Annotated in this window: 24 protein-coding genes and 2 pseudogenes; 14 read left to right on the forward strand and 12 right to left on the reverse strand. The window is 68.7% G+C overall.

Translation table 11 applies throughout. The annotated features are described in order from the left end of the window. Positions 1-278: 278 nt before the first annotated feature. Together EDD27_RS37795 and EDD27_RS37800 are read left to right on the forward strand one after the other, a co-directional pair. A pseudogene (locus EDD27_RS37795) lies at positions 279-436 on the forward strand (ferredoxin); the annotation flags it as partial. 47 nt (positions 437-483) lie between these two features. Beyond that, positions 484-1665, forward strand: coding sequence for a M24 family metallopeptidase (locus tag EDD27_RS37800; RefSeq protein ID WP_127936652.1), 1182 nt, complete (start codon positions 484-486; stop codon positions 1663-1665). Between the two features lie 561 nt (positions 1666-2226). On the opposite strand, the gene EDD27_RS37805 is transcribed toward EDD27_RS37800, so the two are convergent. Next, positions 2227-3276: an aldo/keto reductase gene (locus EDD27_RS37805; RefSeq protein WP_127936653.1), complete on the reverse strand. Its 1050-nt coding sequence runs from the start codon at positions 3274-3276 to the stop codon at positions 2227-2229. Positions 3277-3325: 49 nt separating this feature from the next. Between EDD27_RS37805 and EDD27_RS37810 the strand changes: the two genes are divergently transcribed. Continuing rightward, positions 3326-3721, forward strand: coding sequence for a MerR family transcriptional regulator (locus EDD27_RS37810; RefSeq protein WP_127936654.1), 396 nt, complete (start codon positions 3326-3328; stop codon positions 3719-3721). A 12-nt stretch (positions 3722-3733) separates the two neighbouring features. Here the strand turns inward: EDD27_RS37810 and EDD27_RS58965 are convergent. Beyond that, positions 3734-3907: pseudogene (locus EDD27_RS58965) on the reverse strand (TipAS antibiotic-recognition domain-containing protein); the annotation flags it as partial. A gap of 337 nt (positions 3908-4244) precedes the next feature. Between EDD27_RS58965 and EDD27_RS55945 the strand changes: the two are divergent. The 3 genes from EDD27_RS55945 (at position 4245) to prfH (ending at position 6753) form a co-directional block, all read left to right on the forward strand. Next, a complete protein-coding gene (locus tag EDD27_RS55945; protein ID WP_127936655.1) occupies positions 4245-4649 on the forward strand; it encodes a hypothetical protein in 405 nt (134 codons plus the stop codon). 284 nt (positions 4650-4933) lie between these two features. Further along, positions 4934-6094 carry an RNA ligase RtcB family protein gene (locus tag EDD27_RS37830; protein ID WP_127936656.1) on the forward strand — a complete coding sequence of 387 codons (1161 nt, stop codon included), beginning with the start codon at positions 4934-4936 and terminating at the stop codon, positions 6092-6094. Continuing rightward, positions 6091-6753, forward strand: a complete 663-nt coding sequence (gene prfH, locus EDD27_RS37835; RefSeq protein WP_127936657.1) for a peptide chain release factor H — start codon at positions 6091-6093, stop codon at positions 6751-6753. The genes EDD27_RS37830 and prfH overlap by 4 nt, the downstream gene beginning before the upstream one ends. A gap of 130 nt (positions 6754-6883) precedes the next feature. Here the strand turns inward: prfH and EDD27_RS37840 are convergent, their stop codons facing one another. From EDD27_RS37840 to EDD27_RS37880, 9 genes are all read right to left on the reverse strand, one after another. Then, entirely contained in the window at positions 6884-7060 is a 177-nt protein-coding gene (locus tag EDD27_RS37840) for a globin family protein (protein WP_206641824.1), read from the reverse strand. Positions 7061-7111: 51 nt separating this feature from the next. Next, entirely contained in the window at positions 7112-8356 is a 1245-nt protein-coding gene (locus EDD27_RS37845; RefSeq protein WP_127936658.1) for a PP2C family protein-serine/threonine phosphatase, read from the reverse strand. A gap of 138 nt (positions 8357-8494) precedes the next feature. Next, a complete protein-coding gene (locus tag EDD27_RS37850; RefSeq protein ID WP_127936659.1) occupies positions 8495-8755 on the reverse strand; it encodes a hypothetical protein in 261 nt (86 codons plus the stop codon). A gap of 296 nt (positions 8756-9051) precedes the next feature. Further along, positions 9052-9465: a hypothetical protein gene (locus EDD27_RS37855; RefSeq protein WP_127936660.1), complete on the reverse strand. Its 414-nt coding sequence runs from the start codon at positions 9463-9465 to the stop codon at positions 9052-9054. A gap of 533 nt (positions 9466-9998) precedes the next feature. Beyond that, positions 9999-10622, reverse strand: coding sequence for a hypothetical protein (locus EDD27_RS37860; protein ID WP_206641825.1), 624 nt, complete (start codon positions 10620-10622; stop codon positions 9999-10001). Positions 10623-10765: 143 nt separating this feature from the next. Continuing rightward, positions 10766-11017: a hypothetical protein gene (locus EDD27_RS37865; protein ID WP_127936661.1), complete on the reverse strand. Its 252-nt coding sequence runs from the start codon at positions 11015-11017 to the stop codon at positions 10766-10768. Positions 11018-11072: 55 nt separating this feature from the next. Further along, positions 11073-11357, reverse strand: a complete 285-nt coding sequence (locus tag EDD27_RS37870) for a GlsB/YeaQ/YmgE family stress response membrane protein (protein WP_127936662.1) — start codon at positions 11355-11357, stop codon at positions 11073-11075. A 200-nt stretch (positions 11358-11557) separates the two neighbouring features. After that, entirely contained in the window at positions 11558-11854 is a 297-nt protein-coding gene (locus EDD27_RS37875) for a LysR substrate-binding domain-containing protein (RefSeq protein WP_127936663.1), read from the reverse strand. 3 nt (positions 11855-11857) lie between these two features. Further along, positions 11858-12859 carry an acyl-CoA desaturase gene (locus tag EDD27_RS37880; protein ID WP_127936664.1) on the reverse strand — a complete coding sequence of 334 codons (1002 nt, stop codon included), beginning with the start codon at positions 12857-12859 and terminating at the stop codon, positions 11858-11860. A gap of 613 nt (positions 12860-13472) precedes the next feature. Between EDD27_RS37880 and EDD27_RS37885 the strand changes: the two genes are divergently transcribed. From EDD27_RS37885 to EDD27_RS37895, 3 genes are all read left to right on the forward strand, one after another. Then, positions 13473-14405 (forward strand): alpha/beta hydrolase, encoded by a 933-nt coding sequence (locus tag EDD27_RS37885; RefSeq protein WP_206641826.1) that lies wholly within the window; start codon positions 13473-13475, stop codon positions 14403-14405. Continuing rightward, positions 14405-15190: a class I SAM-dependent methyltransferase gene (locus EDD27_RS37890; RefSeq protein ID WP_241564894.1), complete on the forward strand. Its 786-nt coding sequence runs from the start codon at positions 14405-14407 to the stop codon at positions 15188-15190. Before EDD27_RS37885 ends, EDD27_RS37890 begins: the two co-directional genes overlap by 1 nt. A gap of 571 nt (positions 15191-15761) precedes the next feature. Continuing rightward, positions 15762-16682 (forward strand): aminoglycoside phosphotransferase/kinase family protein, encoded by a 921-nt coding sequence (locus EDD27_RS37895; RefSeq protein WP_127936665.1) that lies wholly within the window; start codon positions 15762-15764, stop codon positions 16680-16682. A 398-nt stretch (positions 16683-17080) separates the two neighbouring features. Here the strand turns inward: EDD27_RS37895 and EDD27_RS37900 are convergent, their stop codons facing one another. Further along, positions 17081-18148: a flavin-containing monooxygenase gene (locus EDD27_RS37900; protein ID WP_206641828.1), complete on the reverse strand. Its 1068-nt coding sequence runs from the start codon at positions 18146-18148 to the stop codon at positions 17081-17083. 57 nt (positions 18149-18205) lie between these two features. Between EDD27_RS37900 and EDD27_RS37905 the strand changes: the two genes are divergently transcribed. The 5 genes from EDD27_RS37905 (at position 18206) to EDD27_RS37920 (ending at position 21770) form a co-directional block, all read left to right on the forward strand. Next, on the forward strand, positions 18206-18547 hold the full coding sequence (locus EDD27_RS37905; protein WP_241564472.1) for an ArsR/SmtB family transcription factor: 342 nt from the start codon (positions 18206-18208) through the stop codon (positions 18545-18547). 142 nt (positions 18548-18689) lie between these two features. Continuing rightward, positions 18690-18827 carry a hypothetical protein gene (locus tag EDD27_RS54835; RefSeq protein ID WP_164903973.1) on the forward strand — a complete coding sequence of 46 codons (138 nt, stop codon included), beginning with the start codon at positions 18690-18692 and terminating at the stop codon, positions 18825-18827. A gap of 32 nt (positions 18828-18859) precedes the next feature. After that, positions 18860-20263 carry an FAD-dependent oxidoreductase gene (locus EDD27_RS37910; RefSeq protein WP_206641829.1) on the forward strand — a complete coding sequence of 468 codons (1404 nt, stop codon included), beginning with the start codon at positions 18860-18862 and terminating at the stop codon, positions 20261-20263. Between the two features lie 14 nt (positions 20264-20277). Further along, positions 20278-20547: a hypothetical protein gene (locus tag EDD27_RS37915; RefSeq protein ID WP_127936667.1), complete on the forward strand. Its 270-nt coding sequence runs from the start codon at positions 20278-20280 to the stop codon at positions 20545-20547. Beyond that, positions 20544-21770, forward strand: a complete 1227-nt coding sequence (locus tag EDD27_RS37920; RefSeq protein ID WP_127936668.1) for an MFS transporter — start codon at positions 20544-20546, stop codon at positions 21768-21770. The genes EDD27_RS37915 and EDD27_RS37920 overlap by 4 nt, the downstream gene beginning before the upstream one ends. Positions 21771-21782: the final 12 nt, after the last annotated feature.

Below are 21782 nucleotides of genomic sequence, written 5' to 3' on the forward strand. Positions count from 1 at the left end.
CTCCTCCCATCGGTATCCGACAACGACCGCTCCCCTCTCCGAAGCCGAGTGCGACAAGCTCGCCGATACCCTGGCCCACCTCGAAGACCTGGAGGCGATTCTCCGGCCCGCACAGCGGCCCTGACCCACACCTGGCCCCGGACCGTCGCGGGCAAGAGGCCGGACACGGGCGCTGATCAGAACCGTGATCTGTGCCTAGAGATGCCATGGTGCGGAGAAGAAGGAGCTCGAGGTGACCTACGTCATCGCGCAGCCTGGCGTGGACGTCCTGGACATCCTACGAGGACGATCTTCCCGAGCAGTGGAAGGACTTCTACAAGCCGAACGTGGAGTTCTTCGAGACCTCGGCTCGCCCGGAGACGCCTCGAAGGTCGGGAGGATCGACAAGGACCACCCGGTGGTCGCCCTCCTGCTGCCGCAGGGCGAGGGCCACTAGGCGGCTGGCCCGCGTGACGGTGCCGCGCTGCTGGGCAAGGATCCAGTGTGCTGGGGATCGGTGGCGAAGAGTACGAGCAGCGGCAAATCGCGATGCGGCGCCTGGCCGCGCGAGCCGGGTTCCAAGGGGTCGTGGCCTGGTCGAGAGGCGGATCGACGCAGGACCATTACGCCGACGTCTATTACCTCACGGGCTTCTACCAGCACCAGCCGTTCGTCCCTGACGCTCCCGGGCGGTGGCGGGCGCAGGGGCACGCGGCCGTGGTGCTCCCCGTGGACGGCCCCGCGCTCTTGCTGACCGATGTCCGGGCGGTCCAGGAGCCGCGCCCAGCCGCCCCGGTGCGCACCGCCCCCGATCTCGTGGACGCGCTCGCCGAACAGATCAGGGCCTCGATACCGGTGGGCACGGTCGGACTGATCGGGTGCGAGGCGATGGCCGCGTCCTGGTGGCGCAGGCTGCGTTCGACGCTGCCGGGACACGACCTGGTCGACGCCGACCATCTGGCCCGGCAGGTGCGAAGGATCAAGAGCCCGGCCGAGCTCAGCCTGTTGCGCGCCTCGGGAGCACTCGGCCAGCGGGCGATGGCGGCCGCTCAGGACGCGGCCACGCCTGGGACCACGGAGGCCGAGGTGGCAGCGGCTGCGATCGCCGAGATCGTCCGGGCCGGCGGCGCCTACTACGGGATGGGTATCTCGTCGGGTGCCGAGTCCCACACCTTCGCCGCCTCCGGCCCCGCCCCCTACTCCGCCGACCGCAGGCTGTCCGCAGGCGATCTCCTCAGAATCGACCTGTACGGGTCGGTGCACGGTTACCTGTTCGATCTCGCCCGTACCTGGATCGTCGGCACGGAACCGACAACGGAGCAGCGGCGACTGCTGGACGCGGTGCGCGACAGCGTGCATGCCGGGATCGAGATGCTGCGGCCAGGGCGACCGATCGGGGAGGTGGCGCGGCGCTGCCAGAAGGTGTTCGAACGGTCGGAGTTCGTGGCCCATCACGGGCTTCCCGGATCGGAGATGGGAGGGGCTTGGGGGCACGGGCTCGGGTTGTCGTTCGAGCCGCCCTGGGTGACCGAGGACGGACCTGACGCGAGCGAGCGACTCGAGGCCGGTATGTGTCTGGCGCTGGAGCGCAGGATCGCCATGCCTTCGGTCGGCGACGCCAATTACGAGGACGACGTCATCATCACCGACTCCGGTCCCGAGCTGATCACCTCCGACCCTCGTTGAACAAGTACACCACCATCCCGTACGTATGCCCCACGCCCCCACCCGCTGGTCTATCGAGCCACGGCGATGGCCTGTAGGTTCTTTCCCCCGTTGCCACGGAGCTGAGCGCCCGACCGGAGGTCGGTGGCGGCGGCGACCCGGGCATCGCAGATCTGCGTCGTATCCCAAGCCTGCCGCCGCGCACGACAGCCCGTAGTTCCGCCAGGGAAGCCGGCGTCATCAGGACACGGTTCCGCCCTCCGGCTCGTCTGTGCAAGTCGCTCCACGCCGGGTTGGAGGCGACCAGCTTCGTGGCCTCCGCCAGCGAGCAGCCCAGCAGGTCGATGACCGCACGGATGCAGTCGACCGGCGTGAACCCATTCCTTCTCATGGACTCGATCAGCACGTCGATATGGCCAGCGTCGGGAGGAGAACCCTGCGTATTCCTGGAGCAGGATGGCCGCGCCTCCCGATCCGAGCGATCCGCGTGCTCTGCCACTCGCAGTGCCGAAGATCGTGATGTCCGACAAAGTCACCTGCCCGTTTGCAGATGGTCACCTCCGCCAATATTTCATTTCTGGGTCAGCTCGCGGCACGGTCACCGAGCGGGCGGCGGCGCAATGCGGGGTCGGTCAGGGGCGCGGGGCTCCAGAGGCCGACAGGGTGGTAGACGTTGGTGCCGGGCGGCACGAGCTCGTCGATCCGGTCGAGCACGGTGTCGTCGAGCATCAGCGAGGCGCCCTTCAGCAAGCCGTCCAGCTGCTCCATCGTGCGCGGGCCGAGGATGACCGAGGTGACCGCCGGGTGTGACGCGGCGAAGGCGACGGCCAGCGCCGGCAGGGTGCAGCCGAGCTCGTCCGCCAGCTTCACCAGCTCCTCGACGATCTCCAGCTTGGCTGCGTTGACCGGGATAGACGGGTCGAACCGTTCTGGCGCGCGCGCGGCGCGGCCCCGCGACATGTCGACCTGCTGCCCCCTGCGGTAACGGCCGGTCAGGAACCCCCAGCCCAGCGGGCTGTAGGTGAGCACGCCCATGCCGAGCCGCTGCGCCGTGGGAAGGACGTCGCCCTCGATGCCGCGGGCCAGGATGTTGTACGGCGGCTGCTCGGTGCGGAACCGGTACAAGCCGCGCTGCCGGGCCACGTGGTAGGCCTCGACCGTCTCGTGCGCCGGGAAGGCCGAGCTGCCGAAGGCCCGGATTTTGCCCTGCCGTACCAGATCGGTCAGTGCGGAGAGGGTCTCCTCGATGTCGGTCCGGTGGTCGGGGCGGTGGATCTGGTAAAGGTCGATCCAGTCGGTGCGCAGCCGCTTGAGACTCGCCTCGACCTCGCGCATGATCCAACGCCGCGAGTTGCCGCTGCGGTTGGGCCCCTCCCCCATCTGGAAGTGCACCTTCGTCGCCAGCACCACCTCGTCTCGCCGGCCCTGCAGCGCCTTGCCCACGATCTCCTCGGATTCGCCCGCCGAGTACATGTCAGCCGTGTCGACGAAGTTGATCCCGTGGTCGAGGGCGGTGTGGATGATGCGGATGCTGTCATCGTGGTCGGGGTTGCCGGCCGAGCCGAACATCATGGTGCCGAGGCAGTGGGTGCTGACCTCGATACCAGTGCCGCCGAGGATGCGATATCTCATACTTCGGAACCGTAGAATCTAGAGCCGACTCTAGGTCAAACTGGGCCACATGTCGGGTTTGAGCATCGGCCAGGTCGCCGAGCGCACCGGGCTCAGCGTGCACACACTCCGGTTCTACGAGCGGGAGGGGCTGCTGGCCCAGCCGGTACGGCGGGGAACCGCAGGGCACCGGGTCTACAGCGAGGGTGACGTCGACTGGCTGGGCGTTTGCATTCGGCTGCGGGCCTCCGGCATGCCCCTGACCGACATCCGGCGCTACACCGAGCTCGTCAGGGCGGGCCAAGGCAACGAGGTGGAACGGCTGGAGGTGTTGCGCGAACATCGGGAACGGGTGCTCGCCCAGATGCATGAACTCAACGAGTGCCTCAAGCTGATCACCCACAAGGTGGCCGTCTACGAGGGCCGTCTGGGTTTGCGGGACAACGTCACAGATTGTGCGCCCTAAGCCTATGGAGGCCCTGTGTCGTTCCGCCGGAGCGTTGGCTTCGGCGCTACCTGGCCTGACGCCGGCGCGCTTGGCTGCTGCCAGGTCGTGCTCGAGCGTCGCGATGTTGTCGGCGATCTGCTGCCAGTCCTCGGGGGTCATGCCCGGGGCGCGTTCGGCGTACTGCACCCGTTGAGGTGTGTCGCCCCACCGGTCACGGCGCCCGCGGCTTCGATCATGCGATCGACCGCATCAACCACGCCAACCGTCGAAGGTGCGTGACGTGGCCGGGGGACCGTGAACAAGTCGATGAAGCCGAGCCCGCGGGTCCAGAAATCCACGGAGGCGGCCAGGTCTGACGTCGGCACGGTGGGGTTCCAGCGCCGGCCATGCGTGCCGTGTCAGCGGCCGCGTCAGCACGGCGACGGCCCGATATCAGAGGGGTCGGCGATCGTAAATGCCATGAACGGCGCGGCGGTCACGGCCACGAGGCCAGGGCCACCGGGCACCAGCGAACCCACCTCTCACAAAGGAGCACACCATCATGGCCATCACCCTCTCCGAGCAGGACCAGCACACCCTCCGCACCGCCGCCTGGGGCGCCGTCTCCCTGATCACCGCCGCCGGCGCCGCCGGCTCCCCGCACAAGGCCGCCACCCAGGCCTCCATCGCCCTGACCTCCGCCACCGGCGTCGTCGGGCACGTGCTCACCAAGGCGCCCAAGGGCCTGTACGACAGCAAGACCACCGCCGCCCTCGCCGACCAGGTGCTGCCCGCCCTGACCGCCTCCATGACCCTGCTCCAGCAGCTGGATGCTGCCGAGGCCGACAACTTCCGCCGCACCGTTCTCGTCGCCATCGAGGCCGCCGGCCACGGCCAGAAGAGCGAGCCCAGCCCGACCATGGCCGAGATGGCCCGCAAGATCACCGCGGCTCTCGACGCCGCCTGATGGGATGTCAGCCTCGTGTCACAGAGGTCCGCTTCGAACCCCTGTGACACGACGGCGTGCGCACGATCAACGGTGACGGGACGGCCCATTCACGCGGTCGGGGTTCGGCTCTTCGATCGGGGTCCGGCCGAAAATCGTTTGCCTCGCGTGGTGGGCTCGGGGAATGTGGTGTCCATGAGGCTCTGACGGACAGCACCGCTATTTCGAGCATTTCGAGATGCCACGGCGCTCACTCGCCGCCGTGCTGCCGCATGCCCACATCCTGTTCAGCGAAGAGAGCGTCTTTGTCTCAGCAACACTCCCCGCCTCCGGCCGCTGCGGCCACGGTCACCGTGTTCGCCTCCCCCACGAGCTGGATCGAGTCCGATGCCGTCGCGCAGTGCCACCAGGTGGCCGCCCTCGACGGCATGATGCACGTCGCCGCCATGCCCGACCTGCACCCCGGCAAGGGCGCCCCCATCGGCGCCGCCATGACGTCGACCGTCCTTTACCCGTTCCTGGTGGGCTCCGACATCGGTTGCGGCATCGCCGTGTTCCCCATCAAGCTCAAGCGCGCCATCCCCGAGAAGCTCGCCGCCCGCTTCCCCGATCTCGATCGTGCACTGGACCCTGAGCAGGATGCCGACGATCCCGCCTGGGCCGTGGTGAAGGGCGACATCCCCGCAGGTCACGTCGAGGGTCTCGGGACGGTCGGCCGGGGCAACCACTTCGTGGAGCTGGCGCGGATCGGGAGCGTCTTCGAGCCGGAGCACGCGAGCCGGCTCGGGCTCGACGCCGGCGACCTGGTGCTCATCGTCCACAGCGGTTCCCGAGGGCTGGGCGAGCGGATCCTGCGGGCGCACACCGAGGTGCACGGCGCCGGCCCTGCCCCTGATCCCGGCGCCTACCTGGCGATGCATGACCAGGCCGTACGCTGGGGGTCGCTCAACCGGCGGCTGCTGGCCGCCCGGGTCGCCCATGCCCTGGGGGCCGAGCCCACCGAGCCGATCGTCGACCAGTGCCACAACCTGGTCGAGGTCCGCGACGGCATCTACCTGCACCGCAAGGGGGCGGCGCCGGGTGATGGCCGTGACGTGCTCATCGCCGGTACGCGAGGCACCCCGTCCTACCTCGTGGCAGGCCACGCCGGGCCGGACGCCGGCCATTCCGTGGCCCACGGCGCGGGCCGCAAGATGTCCCGTGCGGACGCCCTGCGCCGGGGAAAGGCCAAGCACACGGTCGAGGAGCTGCGCCGCACGCCCATGGGGTCGCTGGTGGTGTGTGGCGACCGGCAGTTGCTGTTCGAGGAGGCGCCCACGGCCTACAAACGCATCGAGCAAGTGATCGACGACCTCGTCCACCATGACCTGGCCACGCCCGTGGCCACCACGATCCCGCTGGTCACGTACAAGACCGCTGACCAGAGAGACCACCGGGAGCACCGCCGTAAGCGGGGGCGGTCGTGAGCGTCCACCTGCTCCTGTCCGCCGGGCGCGGCCCGCAGGAGTGCGCCTGGGCCCTGGCCCGGCTGCTGCACCGCCTGGAAGCCGACGCCACCCAGCAGGATCTGGAGACCCACCGGGCCGACACCGTTCCCGGCGACCGGCCGGGCACCTACCGGTCGGTCCTCATTCGCATCACCGGAGCCGGCGCCGAGGCGTTCGCCGCCTCGTGGACCGGAACCCTGTGCTGGCATGCCCCCAGCCCCTACCGTGCCGGCACCGGCCGCAAGAACTGGTACGTCATCGCCCAACCGTGCCAGGTCGACACCCCGCGCACGACGTTCACGGAAGCAGACGTCGACATCGTCGCCTGCCGCACCGGCGGCCCCGGCGGCCAGCATCGCAACAAAGCCAGCACGGCCGTACGAGCGACCCACCGCCCCACCGGGATCGTCATCGTGGTCGACACCGAGCGGCAGTTCAGCCTCAACCGCCGCATCGCCCTGCGGCTGCTGCGAGAGCGTATCGAGCACGGCGACGAGGTGGCGGAGCGCGCCGTCACCGCCGCCCGCCGGCGCATCCATGACGAACTCGTACGCGGCAACCCCACCCGCGTCGAACGCCCCGAGGCACCGGAACAGGACCAGACTCCACAGGTGCCGACGCGCCGGCGACGGCGGTGAGTCGCGGCCCTTGCGTAAGTGCGGGCCCGTGCGGAAACGCCGCGACGGTCGTTCTCCCGGCCCAGCCGGCGGATGTACTTCGATCCGGTGTGAGAAAGCAGGCGACTCAGCCTCGCAGGCCGTCCCATGACTACCGGGGGATGCTCAGGCCCTCCGGTACGTCGTCCGCGGACTCCGGACAACGGGCCATGGCCGGGGTGGTGGCCCAGGCGAAGGAGTCGTGCAACACCTGCCGGAGCGGCTCCCCCGTGGTCAGCCCCACGTCCTCGAGAGCCTGGTCGAAGCAGGCGATCGCGCGGCGATCCATCTCCTCGTGCGGCCGTTGCCGCTGTGCATGCGCACGACGGACGTCAACCGGTCAGATGTTGACCTCGGCGAGGTGGTCGGCGGTCCCGCCGCACCATTCGACCAGGAAGATGCTCGCGTCATCAGTTGTCGTCCCCTTCCTCTGGCGCATCAGTGTGTGAGAAAGGCTTCGTACCATCTGCTGCACGGTTCTCGTCATGGGCCCGACGTGCTCGATGGTGTTGATCAGACGTTTTTCGCCGAACTGCTCACCGCCGCTCTCGTGCTCTTCGACGAGACCATCGGTGTAGAACAGCACCCGATCGTGACGCACGAGCTGGCGCGTGTTGATCTGCGGGGCGGCACCGCCAAAGCCGACCGGTAGGGTGCCCGCACCCTCCAACGCCTCGATGACCCTGTTATCGCGGATCAGCAACGGCGCCGGGTGCCCTGCGTTGACCCATTCCAAGGAACCCGACCCGATGTCCAGACGCGCCATCTGTGCCGTGACGAACTGGTCGGGGCCGAACTGTTCGTTGATGGCGGTATCCATGAATTCGTACAATTCGGCAAGCCCGACGTTGGCCCGCCTGGCGTGCCGGTAGGCGCCAATGGCCACGGTCGCCAGCACGGCGGCGTTCAGGCCATGGCCCATCGCGTCGATGACGGCCATGTGCAGGATTTCGTCGTTGAGAGCGTAGTCCAAGCTGTCCCCGGCGACGTCGTAGGCGGGCTCCATGATTCCGGCGACCGCGACCTGCGGGATGGCCATGGACAACGGGGGCAACAGCGACCACTGGATCTCCGCGGACACGCTCATCGGCTCGCGGCGCCGTGCCCGGAAGAACTGGTCTGTATAGCTGTTCTTCGTGACGAGCATATCGGCGACCAGGCCGGCCAGCCGTCGCAGCAATCGGCGGTCGTCGTCGTCGACCCTGCTGAGGGTCAGTGCCATCACCCCGACCTCGTCACTGCCGTCAAGCAGCGGCAGGAACATCCGGATGCCGTCGGCCACCGGATGTTCCACCCTCGTCTCGCTGACAAAAGCCTCACCTGCCCATGTCCCGTCAATGGGCAGGGGATCGCCGCCCTTGAGCCCCCTGCCCGGCAGCGGCACCAACATCACCTGGTCATAGTCCTGCAGCAGGATCGACACATCCCGGCCACCGATCCTGCGCACCTCCTCCGCCACCAGCGGAGCGATGAGCTGTGGTGGCATAGCGTGAGCCCGGTCCAGCAACTGCCCCAGCAGCCGCTCGCCGAAGCCTTCTGACCGGTCCACCACAACCTTGCGGCTCTCCGGCACACGTCCCGTCATGACTGATCGGTTCCCCCGTACTAGATTCCCTCGCTGCCGGCATCCGGCTTTGACCCGACACCGGCCTCCTTTTTGCGCGGGTGGCGGAGGACACCGTCCGGTTGGCCAATGTCAGGTCATGGTGGGGCAGCACGCCCGCTACAGGTACTGGCCCGCCTCGGCGCTGTCTGTCTTCGACACACGGGCCGACACCACATTGGCGAGGTTGATGACCACGCCGTGCACGTCGGCTTCACGGTCGTATCTCGCCCGCATCAACACCAGGCTGCGCCGCTCGTCCACAGCACGAGCGATCGCCGCCACCGCCTCCGGCTCCCCGTCGAAGTCCCCGCTCATCACGGAGACGTCTTCACCGCCCATCAGGCGGAATCGAATGATCAACGCGACGTTCTCCGACACGGCCGGCTCCTTTCGCCAGAATCCGCAAGGAGCACCTGCCCAGCGTCGAACCATGTAGGCAGCGGGGGGTTCTGAGCCGCGGTCGCCTTGGCTTCGATCTGCAAGCGGACTCACGGTGATCAGATCTTCACCGCCGGACCAGCTGGGCGACGAAGGTGTGCCGGCCTAGGTGAGCGGCGGGCTTCTCGTCCAGGCCCGCGCTCCTGCCGACCGCGATGAGGGCCACGGCCGCGGCAGGTCGCTGGGCTGACCTACGCGGCGAGCGGCGGGCCCCGGAGAGCCCGCCGCCTGTTGGGTCAGCTGATGAAGAATTCGTTGCTGCGTGCGGTGGATACGCTGCCGTCGCCGAGGCGTAGTACGGCGACGAACTCGTACAGGCCGTTGGCCTGGAAGTCGGCGGCGTTGATCGTGTAGGTCGACTGCTTGACGTAGCCGTTGTTATTCGCCTGCGGGCCCACCGATCTCCAGTCATCGCCGGGGACGCCGGCCTGCTCGTTGAGGACTCTGGTAGCGAAGGTGGTGGTGTTGCCCGAGGTCGAGCGGGCGCTGATGATGAGCCGGTAGTTGACCTTGTTGTCACCGGCTGAGTCGCTCGCGTCGGCCTGCAGCATCAGATGGAACGGTGAACGCGGGTTCCCGCCGACCTCGTTGGGGGTGTCGTCCACCGTGCCGTTGGCGACGCTGGAGACATAGAGTCGTACGATTTTCACATCCGTGGCCATACCGGCCTCCTCCGGGCTGGAGCGTCAAGCCTCGTGTCCCATTTGCCGGCAGGAAGCTCAGGAAAGCCATTAAGGGCCCGGACCGCTTTGATCGAGGCGGCCTTCCTCAGGCAAAGGATGGCATAGCTGATCCGTCAAGAGCCAAGCCAGTAAATGGATCGGCAGACCATCGGGATCTGCCCGACTTTGGGACCTACCGTCCCCGCAAGGCCGATCGATTCCAGTCGTAGAGTCCAAACGCGTGCCTTGCTGCCCGTATTTTGTAAGGCACCCTCTATGCATACACCTTTGACAACAGATATGCCAGCATGCGGCCAAACCCCTATGCCGCGGCATCACCACCTTGCGCTCCAACCCCTTGCCCATCGGCGACGACAGGATTACACCAGGTCAGACCCGCATGGCGTAATTATGGTCCAATGTGGCCAAAATTCTCACGCTGTGTTCACGGGGAGAGCGGATTCGATATGACCGCGATCCCGGAAATTCAAATCCCGTGGATTTATCGTCGTTGCGCGTGTTCATGTCGAGTCACCTTTTTCGCGAGCCGTTTCAGGATTCTCCCTGCGATGTTGGTCGGTCGTCGCGGGCTCGGTCGGCGGTCGAGGGTGGCGGTGTTCGTCAGTGTTGTCGAGGAGTTCCTGGAACAGTACGTGGTAGTGCACCATTGCCTGCCGCAGGTCCTCGAGAGAGGCATCGCCTTGGGCGACGCGCCCGCTGATCTCGTGGGCCTGGCGGTAGTGGTGCAGCGTGCGGCCGTGCATCACCGGCAAGTCCGATTGCTGCTGTTCGAGGTCTTCGGTGGGATATCCACGCTCGGCCATGGCGGCCGTGACCAGCCGATCGGCCTCAGTGACCGCAGGGCCTGGCGCGTGGACGAACTGCTTCTGGAGCGTGGTCCAGCCCTGGGCATAGGTCTGCTGTGACTCGGTGGTGAGCGGCTTGATGTCGAGGGTGGCGGCCCGCCCCTGCCGGGAGGGTAGTTCCCGCTCGGCCCCGCCGCTGTTGTCACGTTCGCTCGTGGCGGGTTGGGGGTCGACGCGCCGGCGAGTGCCTTGCCAGCGCTGCTGCACCACGACGAAGCCGATGGCCGCGATCACGATCGCCGCCGCAGCGACGGCAACGATTGTGGTCATGGTGGGCATGTCCGCCTCCGCGAGTCGGCGCCGCCCTCTCGCCTCCTGCCGAGGGCCGGAGCGCGGGAGAACAGCGGGTTGTGCTCTGAACGTCCTGCGCTGGTCAGAGCCGGCGGCCGCCGGGAGGCCTGCCGCCGCGCCTTTGCCCGGCGTCAGTCGCCGGGCGAATCTCCTGTACTGGGTGGCGGTCGGTCGTCGATGACGTCCTGGCGGCTGCGGGCGGTCGACCAGCGCGGGCGTGGTCTGTTGCGGAGCAGCAGGGGCAGCAGGAGCCCGAGGGCGCCGCCGAGCATCAGGATGATGCCCATGATGCGCAGGTCGAAGCCGCCCACCGAGCTGTCGGCCAGGGCGAAGGCGAGGATGGCACCGAAGGCGATCACCGTGAGGGCTCCGCCTATGGGCATCACGCAGCACCTTTGCCGCGGCAGGAGCGTGAACGCCCGGGAGTGCTGGGCGAGGTCATCGGCGGCCGGCCTGGCGGTTCGAACGCCGATCGCTGATCAGGTGGTAGCCGAGCAGCAGGACTGCCGCGCCGACGATGGCGCAGAGCCAGGTGGACAGGTCGAAGAATCCCTGGATGCCCGAGACGTGCAACACCTGGGTGGCGACGAAGCCACCTAGCAGCGCCCCGGCGATGCCGAGCGCGGAGGTGATGACCATACCTTGCGGGTCCTTGCCGGGGACCAGCATTCTGGCCACCGCCCCGGCGACCAGTCCGAGGATGATCCAAGCGATGATGCCCATGGCCGAGCTCCTCTGGCGGTGCATCGATGTCTGCATGGGATCGGTCTTCCGGACCGGTCGAAGCAGGGGGCCGTGTGGTCGAACTCGTTCACCTCCAGGCGACACCCGTGCGTGCCGTACGGAAACAGGCGATCCGGGAAGGATCCATCTCCAGAACCGATCAAAGGGCTTCGTGACGCGGACAGCGAGGTTGATCATCGCTACGGCTGGTGGCTGTCGGAGCGCCTTCGCCCGGGCGTTGCCCCGGGGCGACGAGACGGGTTCCAGCCAGCCGAGCCGCCCGATTGGAGGTGCGGAACGAGGAGGGGACGCAGTGCACAGCGGTGCTGGAGTACAACGTCCAGGCGGCCGTCGGCCAGTTGCCGGTACTGCTCGGGGGTGCCCGCTTCGACCTGATGGATGGTGATCTCGGGATGGCTGCGCCGGAGTTCGCGCAGGATCTGCGGCATGGTGTCGTAGCCGGCGTCGATGATGCCGACACGCAGCGTGGGGGGCATCGGTCAGTCTGCGCCGGGTGCGTGGGCTTGTGATGGCAGGGTGGTGCGGCGGCGTTGGATGCGGTCGGGGTCGGGCCAGTGCACGTCGCTGGCCCAGCCCAGTCGTTCGAACAGGCGGATCGCGGCGGCGGCTGGGTCGGTTTGGCCGTGTTCGAGGCCGTGGCGGGCGCAGGTGGGTTCGCTGTGGTGGCCGTTGTGCCAGCTTTCGCCGAAGGACAGCAGGGCCAGTGGCCACAGGTTGGTGGAGCGGTCGTGGCGGCGGGTTTTGAAGGGTCTGCTGCCGATGAGGTGGCAGAGGGAGTTGACGCTCCAGGTGATGTGCTGGAGCAGCGCGATGCGGATCAATCCGGCCCACAGGAAGGCGGTGAGGCCGCCGTACAGGGTGCTGGTGATCGCCCAGCCGGCGAGGAACGGCAGCGCCAGTGACAGCGTGCACAGCGCGGGGAAGGCGCGGGTGATCCGGGTCATGGCGGGGTCGGCGAGCAGGTCTGGGGCGTAGCGTTCGGCCGGTGTTCGGTCGTCGGTGAACAGCCAGCCGGTGTGGGCGTGGGCAAGCCCCCGAAGCTGCCCGCGCAGGCCGGTGCCGTACCGGTAGGGAGAGTGCGGGTCGCCCGGCTGGTCGGTGAAGGCGTGGTGGCGGCGGTGGGTGGCGACCCAGCCGATGAGGTTGCCTTGGAAGCTCATCGACCCGGCGATGGCCAGGGCCACGCGCAGCCATGGCCGGGCGGTGAAGGAGGCATGGGTGAGCAGCCGGTGGAACCCGACCGTCACGCCCAGCCCGGTCACCACGTAGAAGCCCGCGGCCAGCAGCAGATCGGTGAACGCGACTCCCTGCCCCCACGCCAGGAAGATCGCGACACCGAGCGCGAGGAACGGCAGGATCACGATCGCCGCCGTCAGCGCCACCACGGCCCGGCCGGCCGACACGTGTTCTTCTGCCCCGGGGAACGGCGATGCGCCGTCGTAGTCCTGCCGGTCTTTCACCGGCTGTTCAGAAACAGGCATGAAGCCTCCTTCGTCTCATCCGTACGGTCCGCCGGTGCACATGGCACCAACGCCGCACAGGGGTGGGAGGTCGCCCGGTGATGAACGCCGGCGTGGCCGCCCCGCGCGCCTGCCTTCGTTCCTTCCGCGCCCAGGGTCATCACGACCCCTCTCGACGACAGCGACGCAAGATGCGCCGGCTGGTCACTCTCTAGTCAATGTGCTGGGCGAGCCAGCGGAAACACGCGATCCCAGCAAGGCTTATCACCGGCCGCGATAGCAGGCCTGGCGGCGCGTTGCCGGGCCGAACACTCCCGATCTTTAGTCTGTCCGAGCACCCGCGGGCGGCCCGGCCGAAGAGCCGGCCCCTGTTTCAGTCCCGATCTAGCCACGTCGGTCTGCCCGTTGCGGGGCAGCAATCGCAGAGTGTCCGGTTATCAGCTACGGAGATGAGCTGCGCGCAAACTGCCCGTTTCCTTCTACTGCGGGCTCATGTGCGCTGGAGGGACGCCGGGGTGAACCCGCTCGGACCGGGAAACTCCGCCGGTGGGCCGCGCTACGGCCGCCACGGCGCATCCCCCACAACGTCCGCGGCTGCCGGCTCCCCGCCCAATGAACCTCTCAGGAGGACCCCATGACCGAAGACACCGGCACCAAGCCTCCCATCATCCTCATCCACGGACTCTGGCTGACCCCACGCGCCTGGGAGCACTGGATCGAGCGCTACACCCAACTCGGGCACCAGGTACTCGCGCCGGCCTGGCCGGGCATGGAGATCGAGGTCGAAGCACTGCGCAAGAATCCTGAGGTGATGAACGGCCTGGGCGTCACCGAGGTGGCCGACTTCTACGAGACCGTCGTCCGCGAGCAGGCCCAGCCGCCCATCATCATCGGCCACTCCTTCGGCGGATTGATCGTCCAGATCCTGCTGGACCGGGGTCTGGGCGCCGCCGGCGTCGCGATCCACCCCGCTCCGATCAAGGGTGTGCTGCGGCTGCCGCTCAGCAGTCTGCGCGCCGCCCTGCCGGCCCTGGTCAACCCCGCCAACCGCACCAGAGCCGTGGCGCTGAGCCCCAGGCAGTTCCACTACGCGTTCACCAACACCCTGACCCCACACGAGTCGGGGGTGATCTACCAGCGCTACTGCGTCCCCGCCCCCGGCCGGCCACTGTTCCAGGCGGCCGCCGCCAACCTGCGACGGCATCCCGCAACCAGGGTGGACGTGAGCAATGACACCCGCGCCCCGCTGCTCCTGATTGCCGGTGGCGCCGACCACACCGTCCCCGCCACGCTGGTCCGCGCGACGTACCAGCGCTACCGCAGGTCCCGCGCGGTCACCGACTACCAGGGAGTTCGCCCGGATGCCGCACTTCGCCGTCGGCGCCCCCCAATGGGAACGAGTCGCGGACCACGCCGTCCACTGGGCCGGCCGAAACGCCGCCAGACATACCAGAAGCCGGGCAGACACGCCGTAGGCGTGGACACGGGCACAGGCCTGGGGGTCTTGGCGAACGTAGCCGCCGCTGAGGCCGCTCCCATCGGCGGCGGGCGTATTCTTGCGCCGTGATGCACGAGGTGTGGGCCCGCGGCGACGCCTACGACTCTTTCATGGGCCGGTGGAGCCGCCGTGTCGCCGCCTCCTTCGTGTCCTGGCTCGCCGTTCCGGCCGGACGACGCTGGCTGGACGCGGGCTGCGGCACCGGCGCGCTGTCCGCCACCGTGCTGGCCGCCGCTCACCCCGTCGAGCTGACGGGTGTCGACCCCTCTGAGGGTCTCGTCGGGTACGCCCGCGCCCAGATCACCGATCCGCGAACGCGATTCGAGACCGGCGACGCCATGGCGTTGCCCTTCCCGGATGGCCGGTTCGACGTAGTGGTCAGCGGGCTGGTGCTCAACTTCGTACCTGAGCCGGCACGTGCCATGGCGGAATTCACGCGCGTCGCGACGTCCCGCGGGACAGTCGCCGCCTATGTGTGGGACTACGCCGAGGGGATGGAGATGTTACGGCACTTCTGGGATGCCGCCACCGCCCTCGACCCCGCGGCAGCGCCGCTGGACGAGGGGCGGCGGTTCCCGCAGTGCCGGCCGGAGCCGCTGCGCGAGCTGTGGGCCGGCGCGGGTTTGGCCGACGTGGTCGTCGAGGCAATCGAGGTGCCGACCGTGTTCCGGGACTTCGACGACTACTGGGCGCCGTTCCTCGGCGGACAGGCTCCGGCGCCCGGCTACGTCGGATCACTCCCCGAAGACCGCAAGGCCGCTCTGCGAGACATGCTGCGCCGACGGTTGCCCGCCCGGCCTGACGGATCGATCGCCCTCACGGCTCGTGCCTGGGCAGTACGCGGGTACCGCTAGGCCCGTATTCCGCGCATGTCGCGCGGCACGGGCCTCCCGGCACCATGGCTGATCGGCGCCGCCACTGCCCGCGACGACCGGCTCTGTCCCTCAGGGACCTGCGCCGAAGTGGGGCAGGTGGCGGAGGAACGCGGGCCAGTCGTGGTGACGTGCGGAACGAGGCTAGGCGCGCACGCCGGCTCGCCAGCCGACGGAGCGAACCCCATGCCAAGTCTGCTATCGCGATTAGTGATGGGGCTTGCTGGCATTGGGCATTTCCTCCGACGCGCCGAGCACATTGACTCGTAAACGATCAGCCCGCGGCCTCGCCCGGGCCGAAACCGGAACGCAGGTTCAGTACAGCGAAATGTCAGGACAAAGTTAGCGGCTGATAGTGTCAGATAGCCGCAGACCACGCCATTAGCTGAAGTCGCGACCGCCGGGCCCCCGTATGAGGGCGGGCCCCGGTGAAGGCTCCGGGCTCCACCGCACAGGCAGACGGGACACCCGTCTTCACCGAGCGAGTTCGGTTCCCAATACTGCGGCTCAGGCGACATCCGGCGCGTTCAGGCGCCTATGGCACAGTTTCACTGTGCCGTTTGACGATCTGCCGGACTGGCTACCGGCGTGGTGTCTGGACCATCTCGGGGACCAACCCGCCGACGTGCTGTTCCGGCAACAATCGATGTCGACGGTGTTCGGTCTCCGGTTGGCCGGCGGTACGGACGTCGTGGTCAAGGCCCGCGGCGACGACGGCCGGGCGGGGTCATGTGTTACAGCGCAGGCCCGGCTGGCCGAGAACGGGTTCCCCTGCGCTCGCCCACTCACGCCGGTCGTCGGTGTCGGTCCCCTGGCCGTGCACGCGGAGGAATTCCGCCCTGGAGGAGAGGTGTTGCGCGGAGACGCGCCGGACATCGCCGTGCGCTACGCAGAGGTCTTCGCCCGGCTGATGACCGCACTGGCGGACCTCACCGTCACGCCGCCGCTGCCGAATCCGCGCTGGGTGCGGTGGGATCACACCGACCCCGGGCTGTGGCCGTCGATCGAGTCACTCGACGGAATGGACCAGAGATTCGTACCCACCTACGTCATGGACACAGCCGACAGGGCCCGTCGGCGGATGCTAGCCGCTGACCTGCCCTGCATGCTGGGCCACGCCGACTTCGAGGCACACAACCTCCGGTGGCACGACCAACAGGTGTGGACGGTGCACGACTGGGACAGCCTGGCATGGCAACCGGAGGCTGCCCTGGTGGGAGCTGCGAGTGCGGTGTTCCCCAAGCTGGGACCGGCTACCCTGCCGCCGATCGAAAGTACCGAGGCGTTCCTGGCCGCTTATCAGGACGCTCGGGCCCGCGTGTTCACCGCCGAAGAGCAGCAGATCGCGTGGGCGGCCAGCCTGTGGCCGGCAGCCCACGACATCCGGTGGGAAGCGCTCCACGGCTACACCGCAGTGTCCGGCAAAGCACTCTGGACACAAGCAGCCGAACGCCTCCGCCGAGCGAACGCCTGAAACCATCACCCAACCCTGCGCCACCGCCCAGGCTACCGGCGTTTGTGACGTTTATCGTGCCTGCGGCGGATGCGGTCCGGGGGCGGGAGCCGGAAGTGCGCCAAGCACCGTGCCGGGGAAGAGCCTCACCCCGTGCCATGGCAGGCCGCAGTCGTTCGCCTCGGTGACGATCTCCTGGCCACATGCTTCACAGACCAGGTTGGGGCCGTCGCCTGGACCAAAGCCCCAACAAGGTGCGGCCAGGCTCCAGGCGGGCACCGCGAGCAGGCCCAGCACGGCAAGGGCGAGCGGGCGGCGCAGAACACCGCGAACCCTGCGGCCGTCAGCGAGGTGCCGACGTCAGCATGGTCGCCAGCAGAAGCACGACCAGGGCGAGGGTGACCAGCGGGGATCCCATGTCACAGGCCGTAGGCGGCCAGCGCCTTGCTCGCGTACGCGGCGACCGGCGCGGCAACGTGCGCGGCGTCGCGGTGCACCCCGCGCAGGGTGTTGGAGGCGAAGGAGCGCTGGAACTCCAGCCCGACGTAACCCAGCCCCAAGTGGGTGGTGGAGAGGCCGCCGGCGTGCAGCGGCAGCCCGGTGTCGTCGAGGGCGCCGAGCGGCTGCAGGTAGTCCAGGTGAGGGCGGTAGCCGGTGGCGTAGATGACCGTGTCCACAGCTTCACGCTCGCCGTCGGCCCAAATGATCCGGTCGCCGTCGAAGCCGGTGAACATCGGCCGCCGGTCCATCCGGCCGGACTCCAGCGAGGCGGCGTAGTCGCCGGTGTCCATCACCAGCGTGCCGGTCGCGATACGGGCCAGCCATTCCGGCGGCAGCGAGTCGAAGCCGGTGGTGGTGTGCCAGTAGTGCACATCCTTGCCGCCGACGATCTGCGGCATGAACTGGATCGGCTGCCGGGAGGCGATCGTGACGGTGGCCACCTCGGCGAGTTCGTAGGCGACCTGGATGGCGGAGTTGCCGCCGCCCACCACCACGACGCGCTGCCCGGCGTAGTGCTTGGGGTTGCGGTAATCGGCCACGTGCAGGGCCTGGCCGGTGAAGCCGTCCTGGCCGGGCAGAGCGGGCAGGTACGGGTTGCCGAAGGAGCCGCTGGCGGCCACGACACCCATGGTCTGCAGGGTGTCACCGCTTGAGGGGTGCACGAGAAACCCGCCTGCGCCGTCGGCTTCCACCGCGCTGACGCGCGTGCCGGTACGGATCTCCACGTCCAGGCTGTCGGCGTAGCGCTTCAGGTAGGCGACGACCTCGTCCCGGTGGGGGTAGTGGTCGGGGTCGCCGGGGAAGTCCAGGCCGGGCATGGTGCTGTAGCGGGCGGGTGAGAACAGGGCGAGGCTGTCGTAATAGTGCGCCCAGGAGCCGGTCGGCTGGTCGCCCGCTTCCAGGATGACGGGGGTACGTCCGAGTTCGCGCAGCGCGAGGGCGGCAGCGAGGCCGGACTGGCCCGCGCCGATGACGATGGTGTCCATGCGCCGCATCGTATCGTCAAATCCTGAAATGACAATACGATGGTGTAGAGTCATCCTATGGAGATGGCGACCAACGGGATCCAGCTGACGGACGCGGCCCGCGGCTTTCTCAAGGCGCTGGCCAGCGACACCCGCCAGCAGATCCTCTTCCTGTTTGAGGGCGGGGTGGAGCTGACGGTCAACGAGGTGGCCGAGCGGCTCTCGCTCGCCCAGTCGGCCGCCTCCACCCATCTGGCGACACTCCGCGACGGCGGGGTGCTCACCGCGCGGCGCGAATGGAAGACCGTCCATTACCGCGCCAATCCCGACGGCGTGCGACGCGCTCTGACGGATCTGCAGGATGCCCTGCAGGCGTGCTGCCCTCCCGGGGACGGCCCGTTCGCCGGCGGGTGCGGATAGGCCCGGACCAGGTCAATCCCTCGATCAGGCTCGCGCCGACCCGGCGTCCCGGCAACTTAGGCTCCCATCTAATTTGACAGATCTCTAATCAGTGGGGCATGCTGCCTATTACTTCGAAAATCATCTAAACAGGAGATGTGCGATGCGTGCTCTACTGCGCCGGTTCCGCCGTGACACCACCGTCACGTTCGACGAGATCCGCGGCGAGGTCTGCGACGCGGCCTGCCGGGCCGGCGCCGCGCTCGATCGTGCCCGCACCACGAGCCTGATGCTCCGCTAGCCACCCGACGACCGAATGCGAGTGAGGCAACCATGAGTGACGGATGCTGCGGCACCACTGCGCCCCTGGAGGCAGAGCAGCCCATGAGCAGGATCGAGGCCGGCGAGTTGCCGGTGGTGGTCATCGGCGCGGGCCCGGTCGGTCTGGCCGCCGCCGCGCACCTGGCCGAGCGCGGCGTGGACTTCCTGGTCCTGGAGGCCGGCGAGCAGATAGCCGCCTCGGTCGCGCAGTGGGGGCACGTCCGGGTGTTCAGCCCGTGGAAGTTCAACATCGACGCCGCCGCCAAGCGCCTGCTGGAGGCCGACGGCTGGAGCGAACCGGACCCCGAGTGGCTGCCCACCGGCGCCGAGCTGATCTCTGATTATCTCGCTCCGCTGGCCAAGCTGTTCGGGGACAAGGTACGGCTCAGCACCAAGGTGACGGCGATCAGCCGCCTCGGCTATGACCGGGTCCGGACCAACGGCCGCGAAGACGTCCCGTTCCTGATCCGTCTCGACGGCGGTGAGGAGTTGCAGGCCCGCGCGATCATCGACGCCTCCGGCACCTACTTCACGTCGAACGTCCTGGGTGCCAGCGGCCTGCCCGCGTACGGCGAGGCGGAGGCGGGCGAGCTGGTCGACCACGCCCTGCCCGACGTGCTCGGCGCCGACCGTGAAACCTACGAGGGCAAGCACACGCTGGTCGTGGGCGCCGGTCACTCGGCCGCCACCACCCTGCTCGCCCTCGCGCAGCTCTACGACGCTCAGATCACCTGGGCGATCCGCGCGGGCAGCGCCAGCCGTACTTATGGCGGCGGCGCGGCCGACGCGCTGCCCGCCCGTGGCGCGCTCGGCACCCGCCTACGCGCCCACGTCGAGTCAGGGCGCATTCAGCTGCTGACCGGCTTCTTCACCCACTCCATCACCCGAAGCGGTGACCGCGTGAGCGTGGTCAGCCGTGACCCGTCCGGCGCTGAGCAGTCCGTCACGGTGGACCGCATCGTGGCCGCGACGGGCTACCGCCCGGACCACTCCATCGCCTCCGAGCTGCGTCTGGACCTGGACCCGATCCTCGGCTCGACCCGGCAGCTGGCCCCGCTGATCGACCCCAATCAGCACTCCTGCGGCACCGTGCCCGCGCACGGCGTCGATGAGCTGGCCCACCCCGAACCGGGCTACTACGCCGTCGGCGTCAAGAGCTACGGCCGTGCCCCGACGTTCCTGATGGCCACCGGCTACGAGCAGGTCCGCTCGGTTGTCGCGGCCATCGCGGGCGACTGGGAGGCGGCCCGCGACGGACAGCTCGACCTGCCGGAGACCGGCGTGTGCTCCTCCAACCTCGCCGAAGCGCAGGAGCAGCGTGTCGGCCTGGCCACCGGGATCAGCGGTGGCCTGCTGGCCACCCCGCTGCCGCTGGCCACCGTCGGCGCCTCCAGCGACGGCAGCTGCTGCGGCTGAAAGCAGGGATGGACATGTCAGACGGATATCCCACCGCCGCCCAGAAGGAGGCCTTGCGCCTCATCTGTGACCACGGCCGGTTGCACACCGAAGAGCTGGGCCACCATTTGGTCAGCGCCCGGCGATCCAGCACCAACCCGGGCTTCGCGCCGGCCATCGCCCGCATGGCCGGCACCCTGGCCTGGCGGCTGGAGGTCCAGGGCTTCATCGCCGAAACGGGAGACGAGTGGACGACGACCGCGGACGGCCGCCGCCTGATCTCGTGCTCCAGCGAGCCGGAGTGAGCTCCACCACCGAGACCGCCGCCCCAGGAACCAGGGGCGGCGGTCAGCCGCGTTCCGGCCACGGCCGGCGGATCGTCGCCGCACTGGCCGTCACCCAGACCATCGGGTACGGCGTGCTCTACTACGCCTTCTCCGTCTTCCTCGCGCCGATGGCCCGCGACCTGCACGCCACCAACGCCCAGATCGCCGCGGCGCTCACCCTGTCGATCCTGATCGCCGCCCTGTGCGCGCCGCTGGTCGGCCGCCGGCTCGATGCCCGCGGCGGCCGTGGCCTCATGACCGCCGGATCGATTCTCGGCACGGCTGCCGTGCTGGCCTGGTCGCGAGTGGAGAGCCTGTGGCAGCTGTACGCGGTGTTCGCCGCGATGGGCATCGCCTGCGCCATGGTGCTCTACGAGTCGGCCTTCGCCGTCATCGTCAGCTGGTTCGACGGCCCTGTCCGGGCAGGCGCCCTGCTCGCGCTCACTGTCGTTGCCGGTTTCGCCTCCTCGATCTTCCTGCCGCTCACCGGGCTGCTGGTGGAGTGGTACGGCTGGCGCCAGGCTCTGGTCGTCCTGGCGCTGATCTACGGCGTGGCCGCGATCCCGCTGCACGCGCTCGTCCTGCGCCGCCGTATCCACACCAAGCACGAGCCCGCCACAGCAGAACAGCGGGCCGGCATCGTCAAGTCCGCCACCCGCCGACGGCCGTTCTGGCTGCTGGTGCTCGCCTTCACCGCCAACGGCGGCGCGGCGGCGGTCATGGCGGTGCTGCTCATCACCTACCTCATCCACCTCGGGCACTCCCCCGTCCTGGCCGCCACGCTGGCCGGACTCCTGGGGGTGCTGTCGGTGACCGGACGCCTGCTCACCACCGGCCTGCAACGCCGGCTGCCCGCCGCACTCATCGCTGCCGCGATCTTCGCCCTGCAGGGCGTCTCCGTCCTGCTGCTACCGCTGGTCGGGCACACGGTCCAGGGCGCCATCGGCTGCGTGCTGGGATTCGGGCTGGGCTTCGGCATCGCCTCCATCACCCTGCCACACCTGCTGGTCGGCCGGTACGGCACCGCCGCCTACGCCTCGTTGTCCGGCCGTATCGCCGCCTTCTCCGTCACCGACAAGGCCCTCGCTCCGCTGGGAGCGGTCGCGCTCGCCCAAGCGGTGGGCTACGTCTGGGTGATGGGCGCGGTCGCCGCCGCCTGCATGATCGCCGCGTTGGCCTTGGTCGCCTACCATCGCGTATGATTTCGATAGATG

Origin of the sequence: Nonomuraea polychroma (genome assembly GCF_004011505.1) — a bacterium.
Classification (GTDB): Bacteria; Actinomycetota; Actinomycetes; order Streptosporangiales; family Streptosporangiaceae; genus Nonomuraea; species Nonomuraea polychroma.